This is a genomic window from Polyangiaceae bacterium (assembly GCA_020633235.1).
Lineage (GTDB): Bacteria > Myxococcota_A > Polyangia > Polyangiales > Polyangiaceae > JACKEA01.
The window spans coordinates 1,655,962-1,672,809 of the sequence record JACKEA010000001.1; the positions used below are offsets into that span (position 1 = coordinate 1,655,962).

Annotated in this window: 12 protein-coding genes; 3 read left to right on the forward strand and 9 right to left on the reverse strand. The window is 69.3% G+C overall.

Annotated elements, in window-relative coordinates:
* Positions 1-23: 23 nt before the first annotated feature.
* The 3 genes from H6717_07265 to H6717_07275 are packed head-to-tail and all read right to left on the reverse strand — an operon-like array spanning position 24 to position 4,376.
* Complete coding sequence (locus H6717_07265; protein ID MCB9576808.1) at positions 24-908, reverse strand: site-specific DNA-methyltransferase; 885 nt, start codon at positions 906-908, stop codon at positions 24-26.
* Entirely contained in the window at positions 901-1,740 is an 840-nt protein-coding gene (locus tag H6717_07270; GenBank protein ID MCB9576809.1) for a penicillin-insensitive murein endopeptidase, read from the reverse strand. Before H6717_07270 ends, H6717_07265 begins: the two co-directional genes overlap by 8 nt.
* The gene (locus tag H6717_07275; GenBank protein MCB9576810.1) at positions 1,737-4,376 is read right to left on the reverse strand and encodes a 1-acyl-sn-glycerol-3-phosphate acyltransferase; all 2,640 of its coding nucleotides are present in this window, start codon (positions 4,374-4,376) and stop codon (positions 1,737-1,739) included. Before H6717_07275 ends, H6717_07270 begins: the two co-directional genes overlap by 4 nt.
* Positions 4,377-4,549: 173 nt before the next feature.
* Between H6717_07275 and H6717_07280 the strand changes: the two genes are divergently transcribed.
* The 3 genes from H6717_07280 (at position 4,550) to H6717_07290 (ending at position 9,063) form a co-directional block, all read left to right on the forward strand.
* The gene (locus tag H6717_07280; protein ID MCB9576811.1) at positions 4,550-7,036 is read left to right on the forward strand and encodes a choice-of-anchor L domain-containing protein; all 2,487 of its coding nucleotides are present in this window, start codon (positions 4,550-4,552) and stop codon (positions 7,034-7,036) included.
* A gap of 100 nt (positions 7,037-7,136) precedes the next feature.
* Complete coding sequence (locus tag H6717_07285; GenBank protein ID MCB9576812.1) at positions 7,137-8,510, forward strand: hypothetical protein; 1,374 nt, start codon at positions 7,137-7,139, stop codon at positions 8,508-8,510.
* A 10-nt stretch (positions 8,511-8,520) separates the two neighbouring features.
* Positions 8,521-9,063: a DJ-1/PfpI family protein gene (locus tag H6717_07290; GenBank protein MCB9576813.1), complete on the forward strand. Its 543-nt coding sequence runs from the start codon at positions 8,521-8,523 to the stop codon at positions 9,061-9,063.
* 55 nt (positions 9,064-9,118) lie between these two features.
* On the opposite strand, the gene H6717_07295 is transcribed toward H6717_07290, so the two are convergent.
* The 6 genes from H6717_07295 to H6717_07320 form a co-directional block, all read right to left on the reverse strand.
* Positions 9,119-9,751 carry a DJ-1/PfpI family protein gene (locus tag H6717_07295; GenBank protein MCB9576814.1) on the reverse strand — a complete coding sequence of 211 codons (633 nt, stop codon included), beginning with the start codon at positions 9,749-9,751 and terminating at the stop codon, positions 9,119-9,121.
* Complete coding sequence (locus tag H6717_07300; protein ID MCB9576815.1) at positions 9,751-10,728, reverse strand: quinone oxidoreductase; 978 nt, start codon at positions 10,726-10,728, stop codon at positions 9,751-9,753. Before H6717_07300 ends, H6717_07295 begins: the two co-directional genes overlap by 1 nt.
* Before the next feature lie 151 nt (positions 10,729-10,879).
* Positions 10,880-12,037 carry a dipeptide ABC transporter ATP-binding protein gene (locus H6717_07305; protein ID MCB9576816.1) on the reverse strand — a complete coding sequence of 386 codons (1,158 nt, stop codon included), beginning with the start codon at positions 12,035-12,037 and terminating at the stop codon, positions 10,880-10,882.
* Entirely contained in the window at positions 12,034-13,044 is a 1,011-nt protein-coding gene (locus H6717_07310) for an ABC transporter ATP-binding protein (protein ID MCB9576817.1), read from the reverse strand. The genes H6717_07305 and H6717_07310 overlap by 4 nt, the downstream gene beginning before the upstream one ends.
* A 20-nt stretch (positions 13,045-13,064) precedes the next feature.
* A complete protein-coding gene (locus tag H6717_07315) occupies positions 13,065-13,724 on the reverse strand; it encodes a DNRLRE domain-containing protein (GenBank protein ID MCB9576818.1) in 660 nt (219 codons plus the stop codon).
* 19 nt (positions 13,725-13,743) lie between these two features.
* Positions 13,744-16,707 (reverse strand): VWA domain-containing protein, encoded by a 2,964-nt coding sequence (locus H6717_07320; GenBank protein ID MCB9576819.1) that lies wholly within the window; start codon positions 16,705-16,707, stop codon positions 13,744-13,746.
* Between the last annotated feature and the right edge of the window lie 141 nt (positions 16,708-16,848).

The window sequence follows — 16,848 nt, forward strand, 5'->3', positions numbered from 1 at the left end:
CTTGTTCGAGGCCCCGCCCTGGCTCAGCCGGCGCGGGGCCTCGACGCGTTCCGGGTCAGCCGCTCGCGGGCGACGCCGCAGGCGAGGGGGCTCTGATCGATGCCCGCAAAGCGGCGGTCGAGGCGCTGGGCCACGGCGAGGGTCGTGCCCGAGCCGCACATCGGGTCGAGCACGCGGCTCTCCGGCAGGCTCGCCGCCTTGAGGATCCGTTCCAGGAGCTTTTCCGGCTTCTGGGTCGGATAGCCGGTGGTCTCGGGGTTCAACGGCGTGTTGGCCAGCATCGCGGGGCAATCGCTCCACACGCTGCCCCTGCGGCGCCCCTCGTCGGCGTAGTAGCGATACGTGTTCTTGCCGATGGTCCGCTCCCGGTAGCGGCGGCCGTCCGCGTCCACGTTCTTGAAGTGCATGCTCAAGCTGGTGTCGGCGAAGGGCTCGCGTAGAGCGGGGTCGTCGGCGTTGTAGATCATGTCCCGGCCGCGGGCGTACACCAAGATCGTCTGGTGCGTCACGCTGGGGCCGCGCTTGCCACGGGCGCCGTTGCCCGGCACCCATACGACTTCTCCACGGAACCTCGCGCGCCCGAACACGCGATCTGCCAGCACCTTGGCGTCGTGCACGGTGCGGTAGTCGAGGTGCAGCCACAAGCTCCCGCTCGGGGTGAGCACGTCGCGAATGGCGGCGAGGCGCGGCTCGAGCATCTCCAGGAACGCATCGAGGCCGCCCCAGGCGTCGCGGTAGGCCGCGTCTCCCTGGGCGCGGTCGCCTTGGCCACGCCGCGCGCCGCGCACGCCGCCCGCGTTGAACGGCGGATCGACGTAAGCCAAGTCGAAGGGGTCCGCGGCCAGTGTAGGCAGGAGCTCGAGGCAGTCGCCCTCGAGCAGCACGCCGCCCGGGACCGCCTCAGGCATCGCTGTGCGCCAGCCGCCCGAGCTCGAAAGGGTCGTCGGCCGCGATGGAATCGAGCACGGCGCTGGGCAGCCAACCGGGGAACGGCGTGAGGGGCAGCCACTGCCAGTACGGACCGCCGCCCTCGCAACCCGCGGCCATCTCGTCCGGCGTGCAGGCGATGCGCAGGTGCATGTGGTCAGCGTGGGGCGTGCTGTCGCCCGGCTGCAGCATGACCGTCTCGGCGTGCCACACCAGGGCGTCGTCTTCGCCGCGGGCGCGGGCGTAGTCGATGAGCAGCGCCTCGATGCCGCGGCTCATGAACATCCACTGCACGCCGACTTCCTTCGCGGTCATCAGCTTCTTCACCAACAGCCACTCGCGCTCGACGTCGAGCCTCAGGTAACTGACGTCTCCTTCGTACTCCACGCGGGCGAGGCCGTCTGTGTCGAAGCCAACGAACCCCGGGCTCCGCACCGGAGCGCCGGTGGGCGTGGTGACGTAGTACAGGAGGTCCACGTCGCGACCGGTACGATGGGAGTGGTGTCCGGGGATCTTCCCGCCCGTTTGGGCCGAGAGATCACCGACTAAGAGCGGCGCGCCGCCCGGGCGCTCGCGCTCCACCTCCGCGGCGACACGCTGCACGGCGTCCACCAGCCGAGGGTTGCCGAAGTAGTGAGACCCGTGCGGGCGATAGCGACGGAAGCCCGAACCGCGGACGGGCAGCTCCACACCGTTGGTGAGCACGCCGTCGTGGGGCACGCCCACCGAGCCTGCCACGCTCGGGTCGAGGGGTGTGGGCGTCCCCACGCAGCCCGCCGTCGCGAAGGCTAGGGCCAAGAGCGCCGCCCTCATCCACTCTCCCCGAGGTAACCGGCGATGCGGCCTTCGATGGCGGCGACGGTCTCCTGGCTCCTGAAGCTCTCCGACAGTGCCAGCTTGCCGTCCTTGCGCACCAGGTAGCCCTGATCGACGAAGGACGCGACGGCGTTCTCGAACACGGGCTTGCACACCGCCTCCTTGCGCGCGATCTCCCCGGCGAAGAACATGCGGTTGCCCGTGCTCAGGCACTTCTTGACCAGGTCTTTCTCCGTCTGCGGGCCTTTGAGCAGCAACGCGAGCGTTCGCGCGGCGACGCGATAGCCTTCCAGGAAGCTCGGCAAGATCGCGCCGTACAGGGCGAGCCATTCGGCGCCGCTCCAGCCGTCGCGACCGGGGCCCGCGTGAAGCGTGGCGTCGGCGCCACGCTCGAGGACGCCTGCCTCAATCATCTCGCGCAGTGTTTCGTCGAAGATATCGTCGAAGGGGGCGTCCGCGCGGAAGCGGAACTCGTACTTGAACAGTCGCGAAAGGCGCTGCACCCGCTCTCGAACCGTCTTTTCTGGCGCCGGCGGCCCGGGCGGCACCAGGAGCGCGAGGGCGACCAGGGCGCGTTCGACGAAGAAGTGCAGGATGATGTTCTTGGAAGAGTCGAGCACCAGGCGGCGGTCCTCGACCAACGTGAGGATCGTCTCGTCGTCGACTTGGACCTTGGTCTTCTTGTCGAGCTCTTCGCTGGGCTCGCCCCCGGCCGTGGTGTGGGCCGCGACCAGGCCTGCGTCCACGTACATCTGCACTGCTTCGCGGACGGCTTCGGGTCGCAGCGAGCACGTCTGCGTCGCGGTCGTCGGCGAGATGCGCGCGTCCATCTCGGCCAGCACACACAAGAGCTTCCCGCAGCGATCGACCAGCTCCGCAAGCGTGATGCCGCGCTTGCCGTGGCTGAGTAGGGCCAGGGCCGCGAGGGCACCGGGCGTCACTGCCGTGACCCGGTTGATCTCGTCCATCACGCGGTTGCCAAGGCGCGTGACGATGGCACGGCGCTTGGCCGGAGTGAGCTTGGCTCCGACGTCGACGTCGAGCTCGGCGGCGATCTCCTTGAAGGTGAGGATGTGCCCGAACTGCAGGTTGATGCGGCCGTAGCGGTGTCGCAAAACCTCGGGTGTCTTCAGCAAGTCCGTGGCGTCTTCCCGCTTCTTTTCAGCGCCCGAGAGCTCGCGAGCGTAGCTGCCGGACTCCACCACGCGCTCGTAGCCAATGCTGACCGGAACGAAGTACGTGGTGCGGGACACGACGCCGAGGGCGGCGTCGACGATCATGTTCAAGAGGCCGTACTTCGGCGCCAAGAGCTTCCCTGTTCGGCTCCGTCCGCCCTCCAGGAACAGCTCGATGGGATAGCCATCGCGGATCAGCCGGCGGATGTAGGCGTCGACCACGGTGGCGTACAGCCGGTCGCCCTTGAAGGAGCGCCGAATGAAGAACGCGCCTCCCCGCCGAAACACCGGGCCGAGGGGGAAGAAGTCGAGGTTGTCGCCAGCGGCGATCAGCGGAAGCTGGAGATTCTCTTCGTTGAACACGTACGAGAGGATCAGATAGTCGATGTGGCTCTTGTGGCTGGGCAAGAGCACGAGGGTGCCTTCCTTGGCGGCGTCTCGAACCCTTTCGATGTCCGTCTTGTCGTACTCGATGCCGGCGTAGATGCGATGGAAGACCCGGTGGAAGATCGCCTCCAGGCCCTTGATGGTGGACATGTCCGGCGTGGCCTGGAGCTTCTTCAGCATGCCCAGGGCCTTGCCCGTCAGCACGTAGCGATCCGACGGTCGCTCGCCGGCGAGGTCGCGGATCACCGTGCGCATCCGGGGGCTGCGCACGATCTCGAGCCGCACGCGATCCGGCGCCTTTTCTGCGGGGCCGGTCACGCTGCGGCGCTCGCGTTCGAGACGCCGGAGCATCACGTAGGTGATGCGCCGCACGGCGACGTCGTCCTGCAGCTCGCCTTCGTGCGCCTTGAATTCCGCCAGGCTGAGCGGCTCCCCGAGCTTCAGCGCGACGTGCCGGTAGTTGTAGAGAAACTGCCCCACGGTGCGCACCGGGCTCGGCCATTCTCGGGGGCCGAGCACGAAATCGAGGGGACGAGTGCCGCGCGTATCCGGTTCTTTCGTCCACACGAACACCTGCGGCACGAGCAAGATCGGGCGCTCGCTCTCGTCTTGCAGGCGAATCAGCGTGCGCAGCAGGTCGTCGCCCTCGCGGAGGCCGCGCCCACCGGTTGCGCCTTGGGCGACGTCGAGGACGCCCGGCGGGCGCTTGAGGAACAGCGCCGCGGAGCCGCCGCGGGAGAGGGCGTCGCGTAGCTCGTCGGAGGACGTGATGCCTTTGGGCGGGAGCACGGCATTCAGCCAGCCCTTGCCCATCGGATTCAGGATCCACAGGCCCAGATCGTTGGCAAAGCGGATCTGCGGCAGGCCGTAGCGCTTGGTCAGGTGATCGAGGGCAAAGAAGTCGATGAAGTTCAGGTTGCGCAGGACGTAGACGACGCTGCCTTCAGCAGCGAGACGTCGCACCTCGCGTACCCACGCATCGTCGACTTGGATCCGATCGAAGAACCGGGTGTAGAGCGCGCGTAGCGCGGGGTTCGGTTCGTAGGGCTTGGTGAGCTCGCGCTTGGACATACGGCGGGGCCGGCCATCATAGCTCCCCCTCGAAAGCGGCACCCAGCTGCGCCTGTGGTGAATTTCTACAGGTTGGCAGGAATCGTGGGTGGGCGTCGTACAAGGAGGACCGAGTGAGGGCTCGGCCCCCGCGGAGGGGTTTCCGCGGGATTGGGGACCAGAGGAGAAACTGTATGAATCTCAAGCACTTGATGCCGCTGTGTGCGGCTCTTGGCGCGACCGCCTTGGCAGTCACGCCGCTCGCCTGCAGCGGCAGCAGCGACAGCAACGCCGGCCTGGGGACCGGTGGCAGCACGCAGGATGGGGGCGGGGGCTTCGGCAACGTGTCCGGAACCGGCGGCACCGGCGGCACCGGGGGGCTCGCTGGCACTGGGGGAACCGGCGGCGGGGATCCGTGCCCCGGCGCCACCTTGTGCAACGGCGTCTGCACGCAGACGAGCTTCGACCCGATGAACTGCGGCAGCTGCGGCAACGAGTGTGCGAGCGGTGAGGTGTGCTCGGCGGGCCAGTGCGGGCTCAACTGCTCGGGCGGCACCACCCAGTGCGGCAACCTGTGCGTGAACACCGACAGCGACGCTCAGAACTGCGGCAGCTGCGGCAATGCCTGCGCTGCGGGCGAGGTGTGCTCGGCGGGCCAGTGCGGACTCAGCTGTGTCGGCGGCTCAACGCAGTGCGGAACCTCCTGCGTGGACGTCACTTCGGATCCCGCCAACTGCGGAACCTGCGGCACCGCGTGTGCGACGGGCGAGGTGTGCTCGGCGGGTCAGTGCGGGCTCAACTGCTCGGGCGGCACCACCCAGTGCGGCAGCTTGTGCGTGAACACCGACGGCGATCCGCTGAACTGTGGCGCGTGTGGCAACGCCTGCGCCGCGGGCGAGGTGTGCTCCAGCGGTCAGTGCGGGCTCACCTGCGTGGGCGGCAGCACCAAGTGCGGCACTGCCTGCGTCAACACCCAGAGCGACGCGGCGAACTGCGGCAGCTGCGGAAACGCCTGTGCCGCAGGCGAGGTCTGCTCCGGCGGCAGCTGCGGGCTGGTTTGCTCCGGTGGGACGACCAAGTGCGGCACGGCGTGCGTCAATACCCAGACCGATCCGCAAAACTGCGGCACGTGCGGCAACGCGTGCGCTGCGGGTCAAGCGTGCTCCGGCGGCAGCTGCAGCCTGGTGTGCGGTGGCGGCAGCACGAAGTGTGGCTCCACCTGCGTGGACACCAACACGGATCCTGCGAACTGCGGCAGCTGCGGCAACGCCTGCAACAGCGGCGAGGTGTGCTCCGCCGGCACCTGCACCGGCATCTGCGGGGGCGGCCTGACCAAGTGCGGGAACTCCTGCGTGAACACCCAGACGGATCCCGGAAACTGCGGCAGCTGTGGCAACGCCTGCGCGCCGGGCGCGTTCTGCAGTGCCGGCACCTGTCAGCAGTGCAACAGCGCGACCACGGACTGCGACGGTGACGGCTGGCTCGTCAGTGAAGGCGATTGCTGCGACAAGCCCGGCCTGTGCGGCAACGAGCCGGCGCTGGTGAATCCCGGTGCCATCGAGGTGCTCGGCAACGGCATCGACGACAACTGCAACGGCAAGCCGGACTTGTTCGACACCGAGGACACCGTCGCTTGCGACACCGGTCTTGCGTCTTCCTCCAGCACCGGGGCGGACTACGCCAAGGCCATGGGCATTTGTCGGACCACTCAGGAGAATCCGGCATCCAAGAAGGACAAGACCTGGGGTCTCATCGACGCGGAAATCCTGCGGGCCGACGGTACGGCTCTGGGCGACGCGCGCGCGCGCTCGATCCGCGGTGCCTTCGGCAGCGTGTCGCCGAAGACGACGGAAGGCAGCTCCGTGGCGGTGCTGTCGAGCGGCATCGCTTCGGACGCGACCCAGACCAATCCCGGTCCCAACGGGGGTGCGCCCGGCGGCTCCAACGTCAGCAACTCGCACACGCCCTCGAGCCAGGTGAGCATTTCGAGCTGTACTTCGAGCAAGTGCATCAAGGATTGGTTCGCCGCGGCGAATCCCCCCCTGAAGGCCGCCAACGCGTTGCCGGTAGCGCCCAATTGCGGCTCCGGCACCGCCGGCGGGCCGTCAACCGCGCGAGACTCCGTCATGCTGCGCTTCCGGCTGCGGGCGCCCACCAACGCGCGCGCGTTCTCCTTCAACTCCTACTTCCTCAGCGCGGAGTATCCGGAGTTCGTGTGCTCGAGCTATAACGATCAGTTCGTGGCGCTGGTGGACACGCCGAACGGAACGCCCTCTCCCATCGCCAACCCGGTGGACAAGAACCTGATGACGTTCGTCGACGCCTCCCAGAAGAAGTGGCCCATCGGCATCAACATCGCGAAGGGCACCAACCTGTTCGCGGTGTGCGATCCGGCGGTGAGCCAGTCCGGCAGCAGCTGCTACGACTCTGACGTGAACGCCGCTTCCTGCTCGCTGGGCATCTCCCAGCTCACGGGGACGGGGTTCGAGAAGTCGACGGGTGGGACTTGCGTCATTGGCGGCGGCACCCACTGGCTCACGACGGCGGGCAACGTCATCCCCGGTGACATCGTGGAGCTTCGCATCGTGATCTGGGACGTGGGCGACACCGCCTACGACTCGACGGCGCTGCTCGATGGCTTCAAGTGGCTGTCGAACGCGACGCTGCCGGGAACCGGCTGACCGGAGCCAGCGCACAATCTGCCGCGGGACGCTCGCTTCGGGCGTCCCGCGGCGTTTTTGTCGGTGGCGAGCCGTCGGGGCCCTTGGTATGGCCTGGGTCGTGAGAGCCGCTCCGCTACTGCTCGCGCTGTTCGCCGTCACGGCTGTCGGCTGCAAGAAGGACAAGCCCGCCGCGGCCGACGCGGATGCGGCCCAGAGCTCGGACGCACCCAAGCCTCCGCCTCCACCCCGCTGCGCGGAGGTCACGCCGGGCGCGAGCTTCACCATCGGAAAGCGCTCGGTGAAGAAGGGCGACGACGAAGACGAAGACACGGACGAGCCCGCGCTTCCCTTCGCCGTGGAGATCGGGGGCGCAGTCCCCACACCAACCGGTTTCGCCGTCAGCGCGATGTCCGCGAAGGGGCAGGGGACCACGGTGTTGGTAGCGCTGATCGCCTCCGATGCCGGCAGCGGGCGCATCGTGGAGCTGGGGCAAACACACGGCGACGTGGATCCGCCGCGCCTCGCCGCCCTAGGCGGCCGTGTCTTCGCCGCAGTGCCCGACAGCGACGCCGGGGGCAGCACGTTGCGCCTCGCGCAGATCACGACCGGGTCTTCTCCGGGCGTGACCTGGGGCCCCACCTTCTCGGAGGGGCGCGACGAGTCTCGCGTGTTTGCCATCGAGCTCGGCGACAAGCGCGGCGTCATGGTGTGGGACGAGGTCGACAAGAAGTCGTCGCGGGGTGTGCTGCGGGCCGTGAGCTTTGCAGTCGAGAACATCGCTTCGGCGACCAAGCCGAAGACCATCTCGCGAGAAGACGACGATGCCGAGGCGCCCCACGTGGTGCGCCGGCCCGGCGGATTCTGGATGGCGTGGATCCACCACCCGCCGCGGGGGGACGCCAAGGACAAGAAGGCGCCCGCGCCCACCGCGTCCGCGGAGCCGGTGGACGACCCGTTGGTGGAGCTCGGCAACCGCGTGCTGCGCATCGCGCCGCTGGACGAAAACGGCGTGCTCGCCGGCGAGCCCAAGGACGTGACGGGCAAGTCGTCCCACGTGCTGGTGTTCGATTTGTCCCCCGGCCCCGACGGCAGCGCGTTGCTCTCCTGGAGGGACGACGACACCTCTCCCGGCGTGGAAGGCCGCAGCGTGCACCTGGCCCGGGTCAAGACCGGCGGCTCGGTGGAGGAGAGCGTGATCCAGGACGAGGCCATCGGCGCCGGCGTGCCCACGCTGCTCGAAGACGCGGCGCCCAAGCCCGGGCAGCCGCGCACCTGGCTCGGGCTCAGCGGCGTGACGGACGCCACCCGCATGGGCGTCCTGAAGGACGACGGCACCCTGGCGGATCGCTTGGACGTGGAGCCCGCGATTCGCAGCGCAGAGCTCTTGGCGCTCTCTGGCGGCCGGCTCCTCGTGGCTCATCCGCGGGGTCTCGCCGTGGAGCTGTCGGCGGTGAGCTGCAAGCAAGGTCCGGCACCCGAGCCGGATCAGTGATGGAGGCGAGATGGCGAAGGTGGTCGTAGTGTTGCAGGACGGCTTCGAGGAGATCGAAGCCGTGACCGTGATCGACGTATTGCGCCGCGCCGACGTGAACGTGGTGGTCGCGCGCGCAGCGAGCGAGCCGGCGCTGGGCAGCCACGGGATCCGCATCGCAACGGACGCGAACCTCGACGGCGTCTCCGCCACGGATTTCGACGCTGTCGTGCTGCCCGGCGGCATGCCCGGCGCCGCCAACCTGCGAGACGACGCGCGCGTGCGCGTGCTCTTGCGGGAGGCCCACGACGCCGGCAAGCTGGTCGCCGCCATCTGCGCCGGCCCCATCGCCCTCGAGGCCGCGGGTGTGCTCGAAGGCAAGCGCGCCACCTGCTACCCGGGCTTCGAGCTGCCGAGCGCCACGCAGGTCGAAGAGCCCGTGGTGATCGACGGCAACGTGATCACCAGCCGCGGCGTCGGCAGCGCGCTCTCGTTCGCCCTCGCGTTGGTGTCGCGCCTCGCCGGCCCCGCCAAAGCCGCGGATCTCGCCGAGCGCATGCTGGTTTCCGCTTGATTGTCGGTCCGGCGCGGAAGCGACGGGCATCGCACCGCGAAAACAAGAAGAAACGTCAGGGGGGCAGGATGTCGATGCGGAAACGCTCCGGTGCGCTGCCGGACCACTCGTGACCGAGGGCTTGGGCGACGGCCAGGGCCTGCTTCTCGCCGAGCACGCGGGAGAGCGCCAGCAGACCGACGTCGAGGCTGGCGGCGCCGCTCTGACCCGACACCAGCTTGTCGGCGGAGTGGGCGCGCACGTCGGTGAGCACCCGCGCACCGGGGGCTGCTTCGGCCATGGCCGCGGCGGCTTCCTTCGGCGCCGCGATCTCCAAGCCGTCCGCCAAGCCCGCGCGGGCGGCGAGCAGGGCGCCCCAGCCGAGGGTGAGCACCAGCTCCGCGCGGGTGCCCCGTTCCCGAGCGAAGTCGACCCAACGCGCGTCGTCGGCGGCGCGGCGTGCGCCGTAGCCGCCCGGGATCACGAGCAGCTCGCCTTCGGGACAGCCATCGCGATCGTGGTCCACGGCGATGCCGAGCTGGCTCACGCTGCGGATGGCGCCGCGCGCCGCGCCCACGGTGTCGATCTTGAACGGGCGCCAGTTCCAGTGTCGACCGGCTTGCGTGAGCACCTGCAGCACGGCGGCGAAGTCGAGGGCCTCGACCTCGTCGAACAGCACCAGGGTGACGTTTCGAGCGCTGGTGCGCATCAGACGACGAGCACGCTGCTGCCCGTGGTCTCCCGCGCTTCCAGGGCGCGGTGAGCCTTCTCGGCCTCGGCCAAGGGCCAGCGCTGATTCACTTCGATGCGCACGACGCCCCGGCGCACGACGTCGAACAGGGCATTGGCGCTCGCGAGCAGGTCCTCGCGCTTGGCGGTGTAGGTCATCAGCGTGGGCCGGGTGAGATACAGCGATCCCTTCTGCGCCAGGATGCCCATGTCGAAGGGATCGGGTTTGCCGGACGCGTTGCCGAAGCCCACCATCATGCCCAGGGGCTCGAGGCAATCCAGCGAACCGGCGAAGGTGGAGCGGCCTACGGAATCGAACACCACGGGTACGCCGCGGCCGCCCGTGAGCTCGCGCACGCGCGCCGGAAACTCTTCTTTCGTGTAGACGATCGTGTGCGTCGCGCCGTGCGCGCGCGCCAGCTCGGCCTTTTCGTCGGAGCCCACGGTGCCGATCACCGTGACGCCCAGCGAGGAGAGCCACTGACACGCGATCAACCCCACGCCGCCCGCCGCCGCGTGCCACAGTACGGTCTGCCCGCGTTTCACCGGGAAGCAGCGCTGTATCAGGTACTCCGCCGTCATGCCCTTGAGCATCATCGCGGCTGCCGTCACGTCGTCGATGTCGTCCGGCAGCGGCACCAGGCGATCCGCCGCCATCACCCGCGCCTCGGCGTAGGCGCCGGGTGCGCCGGAGCCATAGGCCACGCGCTGCCCCGCGCGCAGATCCGCCACGCCGCTGCCCACGGCTTCCACGACGCCCGCCGCCTCCATGCCGATGCCGTGGGGCAGGCTGGGCAGCGCGTAGAGCCCACTCCGGTGGTAAGTGTCGATGTAGTTGATGCCGATCGCCGTGTGGCGCACCCGCGCTTGTCCCGGCCCCGGCTCGCCGACCTCCACGGGCTCGTAGCGGAGCTTTTCCGGACCACCGGTTTCGTGCACGAGGATCGCGTTGGGCATGGCCGCAGCGTAGTGCCGCAAAGTGGCGCTGAGAAGGCCGGGCCGGGTTTCGCGTCGTGCCCGCGCCGCCCCGACAAAATCAATCAGGCCATTCGGCTGATGCGGCCGAACCCTGGGCCCGGGCAGAAGTTTGTTGGTCCGCCGCGGAACCTCAAGTGTGCGGGTGCCAGCACGCCACGCGATGGTGACTGCCCTTTTCGAGCTCCTCGAGGGGCGGCGTTTCCACGTCGCATTTGCCCTTCTCGGCGCGGGGACAGCGCGGGTGAAAGCTGCAACCCGAGGGCGGATCGATGGGGCTCGGGACGTCTCCCTCGAGCAGCACGCGCAGGCGGCGGCGCTCGGGATCCGGCACCGGGATCGCGCTGAGCAGAGCGCGCGTGTACGGGTGATGCCGCTTCTCGTAGAGCGATGCGGCGGGTGCCACCTCCACGATCTTGCCGAGGTACATCACCGCTACGCGGTGGCTGACGTACTCGACCACTTTCAAGTCGTGGGAGATGAACAGGTAGGAGAGGTTGTACTCTTCTTGCAGGTCGAGGAGCAGGTTCACGATCTGCGCTTGGATGGATACGTCCAACGCGCTGATGGGCTCGTCGCACACGATGAAATCGGGCTGAACCGCGAGGGCGCGGGCGATGCCGATGCGCTGGCGCTGGCCGCCGCTGAACTCGTGGGGGTAGCGGTGCATCGCTTCTGGCCGGAGGCCCACGCGTTCCAGGAGCGCCTTGACCTTGGCCTCTTCTTCGTCCGCGGAGCTCGCGAGCTTGTGGATGGTGAGCGCCTCTCCCACGATGGCGCGCACGGTCATGCGCGGATTGAGCGACGAATAGGGGTCCTGAAAGATGATCTGCATGCGCCGCCGCAGGGGGCGGAGCTGGCGCTGGCTGAGGGGAGTGATGTCCTTGCCGTCGAACATCACGCGGCCGTAGGTCGGCTCGATGAGCTTGAGGATGGTGCGACCCAGGGTGCTCTTGCCGCAGCCGCTCTCGCCCACCAGGCCCAGCGTTTCCGCGTGACGGACGTACAGCGACACGCCGTCGACGGCGCGCACGAACTTGGTCTTGCCCAGCAAACCCCGGCGAACCGGGAACAGCTTGCTGAGGCGTTCGACCTGGAGCAGCGGGCGGCGCCGCGGATCCGGCGCCTTCTTCTTCTCCTGCGGGGGCCGCTCTGAGGCGGGCGCCGGCTCTTCCGATGGGCGCTCCGAGGCGGGCGCTTCTTCCGAGCGCTGTGAGGACGGCGCCGGCGGGTCCCAATAGGCGGCGCTCTCGTGGTCGTCGCCGTTCGGCTTGTCGCGTGCGTCCTTCATGACACCTGCTCCGCGAAGTGACAGCGGGAACGGTTGCCGTCCCCGAAGTCGCGGAGCTCGGGCTCCTCCTCGGTGCAGCGCTGGTAGCCCTCGGGCCTGGCTGCGTAAAGGGCGCAACGGTCGGCGAAGCGACAGCCCTTGGGCAGGGCCGTGAGGTCCGGCACCACGCCCTCGATGGTGGGCAGCCGGTTGGGGCGCGCGAGATCGCGGGAGGCGTCCATCGGTGGAACGCTGGCCAAGAGCCCCCGGGTGTAGGGGTGGAGCGGCGCATCGAAGATGCGCTTCACGTTGCCCGTTTCCACCACGCGGCCCGCGTACATCACCGCCACGTCGCTCGCGAACTCAGCGACGACACCTAGATCGTGCGTGATGAACAGGATGCTCATACCGAGCTCTTCCTGCAGGCGCCGGAGCAGGTCCAAGATCTGGGCTTGGATGGTGACGTCCAGCGCGGTGGTGGGCTCGTCTGCGATGAGCAACGACGGATCGCACGACAGCGCCATCGCGATCATCACGCGTTGGCGCATGCCGCCGGAAAGCTGGTGGGGATAGGCGTCCACTCGCTCGGCGGGGGAGGGGATGCCCACCAGGCGCAGCATCTCGATGGCGCGGGCGCGCGCTTCCTTGCGGCTCGAATCGCGGTGGATGCGGATAGCCTCGATGATCTGCGACCCCACGCTGTACACGGGATTGAGCGAGGTCATCGGCTCTTGGAAAATCATGGAGATGGCGTCGCCCCGCAAGGCGCGCATCTGCTTTTCCGGCAAGCCGAGGAGGTTCTTGTCCTTGAAACGGATTTCGCCGTTGGTGATCTCCCCAGGGGGGGAGGGGACCAGGCGCATGATGGACAGGGCCGTGACGCTCTTGCCGCAGCCGCTCTCGCCCACCACCGCCAGCGTCTGGCCCTCGGGGACGTCGAAGGACACGTCGTCCACGGCGCGCAGCACACCCCGATCGGTGGAGAAGGCGGTCGTCAGGTGACGCACGCTGAGCAGCGGCTCCGGCATCGGCCGCGACGTTAGCATGTCTAGCGCAGGTAGACCTCGAGGCGCGGGGCGCGTCCGCCCGCGGCGCCGGTGGCGAAACCGACGCCCGGGCCGGCACCGGAGCTGGCGATCAGCGCAAAGCCGCGATCGCTCCCGGGGTGCTTTGCGAGGTATTGCACGATGCGAGTCACGTCGATCCGGAGCGGCAGCGGCGGCGCTCCCCGCGCGATGCCGTCGGCGCTGGGCGGAGCGAGCTCGGGCTGCTCGAGCCAGTGCAGGCGCTCGGGTGACCAGCGCCCGCGCACGCGCCAGGCGGTGACGGTCACGTCCGCGTTCGGAGCGCGACCTTCGGCGGGGTCGAGGAGCAGGAAGGCGCTGTCGATCTTGCCGCCACCGCGCCATATCGGGTTGAAGCGCAGGTACAGCGCGGTCTTGCCCCGCGCGCTGCCTCCGAAGGTGGCGACGGCGGGCAGCTCCCGGCTGGACTGAGCGTGGGCGCTGACGACGGCGATGGCGATGGGCTCGGACACCCGTCGGTTCGAGTCCGACGTCACCGGCTCGCCGCCAGCGGGCACGCAACGATTCGCGAGGCACTCACTGCCCTTGGGACAGGTCCCCGGAGAGCTGCACGGCTCGGGCGACGCACGGCAGGCCGCGAGGGCGAGACACGCCGCTCCGAGAAGATGAGCTCTGATCGCCACGAAGGTCAGGTAGCCGATGTCAGCTCTTACGTCCACGCCGGCGCGCCAGGAGGATCTCCGCTGCGGAGAGCTGGCGCGACGACGGCGGACCTGCGGCAGCGCCGGCCGCGGGAGGCGGAGACGCGGCCGGCGGAGGCGGCTGCCCCGGGGGCGGGACCGGCGCGCGGGCGAAGCGCGGGACGCTCGCGGGAGCGATGTCGTCCCTCACCACGGGCGGGGCGTGGACGGTCGTGCGCTGCTTGGCAGACTGGAGTGCCTCCAGCGTCTGGGTCTGGGCCTCCGCCTCCCGCGCCTGTTCCGCGGCCTTTTGCGCACGGCGTTCCCGCGGTCGGGATAGGCCGCCCGCCACGCGTGCTTTGAGTCGCGACAGCGCTTCGGGCATGGCCAGGCGGCGCGCGGCGACCCCGGAGAGCAGCAAGAACGCTGCCAGGAACAGCAGCGGCACGGTCAGGTTTCGGTAGGAGAAGCGCTTCGCTTCCCGGTCCGTGAAGATGCCCGCCAGCGTATCGCGGACCTTGCCTCCGGTGAGCTCGGAGACGCGGCTGAGCAGCGCGCGGTCCGAGCCCGTGGGGCGCAGCTCCTCACCCGCCGTGAGCACTGCACCCGTGGTGGCGACCGGCTGCTTCGAAAGCTCGTCGAGGGCGGTGGCGACGTAGGCGCCGGGGCGCGAGAGCGGGATCGTGGCCGCGTAGGCCCCGGCTCCTACGGCTTCGAGGGGGACGTCGCGTCGGTATCCATCCGGACCGCCCACGCGCACGGTGAGACGGCGGAAGCTCTCGGTGCGGCCGTCGTCATCCACCACCGTGGCCCGCACATGGAGCTGTCCTCCGGCGGCATCCGCTTCCAGCCGCACCCGCGGGTCGTCGCCTCGGCGCGTGATGTCCCGCGCGAGCTGGGCAAACATGCGCGCGGCGGGAGACCAGCTGGTCCAAGCGGCGCCCCAGCGGTCCTTGTAGTCGCTGGTGAAGGCCGCCGCGCGGCCGATGCCCACCGACCACGTGGCGAGGGTGGGGTCGCCTTCGGGTCCGCGGAGATGCACCTGCGCGCGACCCTTGGGAATGGTGACGACGTAGCCGGTGAGGGCCGGCTCCCCGGAGAAGTCGATGCCTCGAATGGCGGGGCCCATGGTGGAAGGCTGCGGCTTGAAGGTCGTTTCGTTGATGGAGCTTCGAGCCGCGAGGATCGTTTCCTGGGCGAACACGGCGGGAAGGCGCGACGCGTCTTCCACCAGATAGAAACGCCCGCTGCCGAGCTTGCTCATCGTTTCCAGATCCGACACGTCGCTGCCGCGCCCCAGAGCCACCACGCTGGTGGTGATGCCTCGCGCCTTTGCGGCTCGGACCAGCGAGAAGGAGTCCGTTCGCTCTTCTGCGTCGGCGCCATCCGAGAACAGCAGCACGTGCTTGAGATTCACCTTCTCGCGATCGAGGGCCGCGTAGGCGTTCTGAAGCGACAGATCGACGTAGATGCCACCGCCACCGGGGCCGACGCCCCGGATGGCCTTCTGGATCTTCTGCTTGTCGGTGACCGGGCCCAGCGGGACCGTCCACTCCACTCGGGTGTCGACGTGCATCACTCCGAGGCGATCCCCGGAGCCCAAAAGCTCTGCGGAGCGGGCGGCGGCCTCGTTGGCGAGCTCCAGCTTGGTGTTCTTACCCACCCGCATGGCCATGGAGCCGGAGTAGTCGATGGCGATCACCTCGGCGAGGCTTGCGCGACGGCGCTCCTGCTTGAGATCGAAGGAGACGGGGCTGACCTCTTCCACGGGCGTCTTGCCGTAGCCGCCGGGGCCCATGCTCTTGTCGCCACCCATCAGCAGCAGCCCGCCGCCGAGGTCGCGCACGTAGGTGGCCAGGGCATCGAGCTGGGTGGGGGAGAGGTCGCTGGCCGGGATGTCGCTCAGCACGACCACGTCGTAGGCGGCGAAGCCGGCGACGTCCGCTGGGACGCCCGCCGGGCCCGAGACGTCCACTCGGAACGCGCCGCCCTCCAGGGCGCGGCGGAGCGGCTCGGCGAGCTTGGGCTGGCCTTCGAGCACCAAGGCCGCGGCCTGGCCGCGCACCCGCACGAAGGTGGAACCGGCGTTGTCCTCCGGCGCTTCGTCGAGCTTGGGGTCCAAGCTCGAGATCTGGACGTCGTAGCGGTGGAGTCCCGGGCCGGGGGCCTCTTCTCGCAGACGCAGCACGTCTTCCCCTGCGCTGACCTTGGCGTTGCCTTTGCGAAGCAGCTCGCCGTCGCGGTACACGCGCACCTCCACCGGAGCGGGTGACGTGGAGGACGTCACGATGCGCATCTCCAGCGTCTCTTTCTCGCTGGCGCGACTCGGCATACGTACCGCGACCAAGCGCACGTCGGGCAGCTTGGCCTGATCCAGAGGCACCACGTCCACGGGAACGCCGGCGGCGACGGCGGCCGCCGCCGCCTCCACGGCGTCTCCGCGGGTGGAAACGCCGTCGGATAGCAGCACGATGCGCGCGGCGGCGTCCGAGGGCACTTCCGCCAGCGCTCGTCGGATGGCAGCGCCGATGTCGGTGCCGTCGCGGCCGAGCTCCACCTTCTGGGGAGCGGGCAGGCGGGTGCGCGGCCGCAGTGGGTCTTCGATCTGCGCCTCGGCGGCGAAGGCGATGGTGCCGATGCGATCGTCGTCGCGCATACCGAGCTCCGCGACCTGGAGCTCCGCTCGAATGCGCGAGTCGGCGTCCGGAACCAGATCGATGCTGCGACTGCGGTCGATGGCCACCAGGACCGCGAGGCGGTCGAGGGGCTTACCGATCTCGGTGCCGATGGTGGCCAGGGCGGCCGTGATGGCCGCCAGCGTCACCAGCAGCTCCGTGACGGTGCGGCGCAGGCGGCTCTGGCGCCCGGGGAGTCGCAGCAAGCGATGCGCGACGAAAGCGACGGCGATGGCGCAGGGCAGAGCGAGCAGTGGCCGTTCCAGCCGCAGATAACGCTCGGGGATCAGCCGAGTCCAGACCAAGGCCATGTACAGCGCCGGGATCGCTCCCAGGATGGAGGCCGCGAGCAACACCGGGCGCTTCGCGAGGCGCTCCTTTTGGATGGCCCAGGTCAGGTAGCTGAACCAGGCCACGCCGCCGAGCGCGCTGGCCACGATCGGGATGTAGCG

Bases quoted from the DNA above. Each gene is read 5' to 3' on its own strand.
- H6717_07265 (MCB9576808.1), bottom strand. From the start codon at position 908: ATGCCTGAGGCGGTCCCGGGCGGCGTGCTGCTCGAGGGCGACTGCCTC.
- H6717_07310 (MCB9576817.1), bottom strand. From the start codon at position 13,044: ATGCCGGAGCCGCTGCTCAGCGTGCGTCACCTGACGACCGCCTTCTCC.
- H6717_07275 (MCB9576810.1), bottom strand. From the start codon at position 4,376: ATGTCCAAGCGCGAGCTCACCAAGCCCTACGAACCGAACCCCGCGCTA.
- H6717_07320 (MCB9576819.1), bottom strand. From the start codon at position 16,707: ATGGCCTTGGTCTGGACTCGGCTGATCCCCGAGCGTTATCTGCGGCTG.
- H6717_07295 (MCB9576814.1), bottom strand. From the start codon at position 9,751: ATGCGCACCAGCGCTCGAAACGTCACCCTGGTGCTGTTCGACGAGGTC.
- H6717_07305 (MCB9576816.1), bottom strand. From the start codon at position 12,037: ATGAAGGACGCACGCGACAAGCCGAACGGCGACGACCACGAGAGCGCC.
- H6717_07290 (MCB9576813.1), top strand. From the start codon at position 8,521: ATGGCGAAGGTGGTCGTAGTGTTGCAGGACGGCTTCGAGGAGATCGAA.
- H6717_07300 (MCB9576815.1), bottom strand. From the start codon at position 10,728: ATGCCCAACGCGATCCTCGTGCACGAAACCGGTGGTCCGGAAAAGCTC.
- H6717_07280 (MCB9576811.1), top strand. From the start codon at position 4,550: ATGAATCTCAAGCACTTGATGCCGCTGTGTGCGGCTCTTGGCGCGACC.
- H6717_07270 (MCB9576809.1), bottom strand. From the start codon at position 1,740: ATGAGGGCGGCGCTCTTGGCCCTAGCCTTCGCGACGGCGGGCTGCGTG.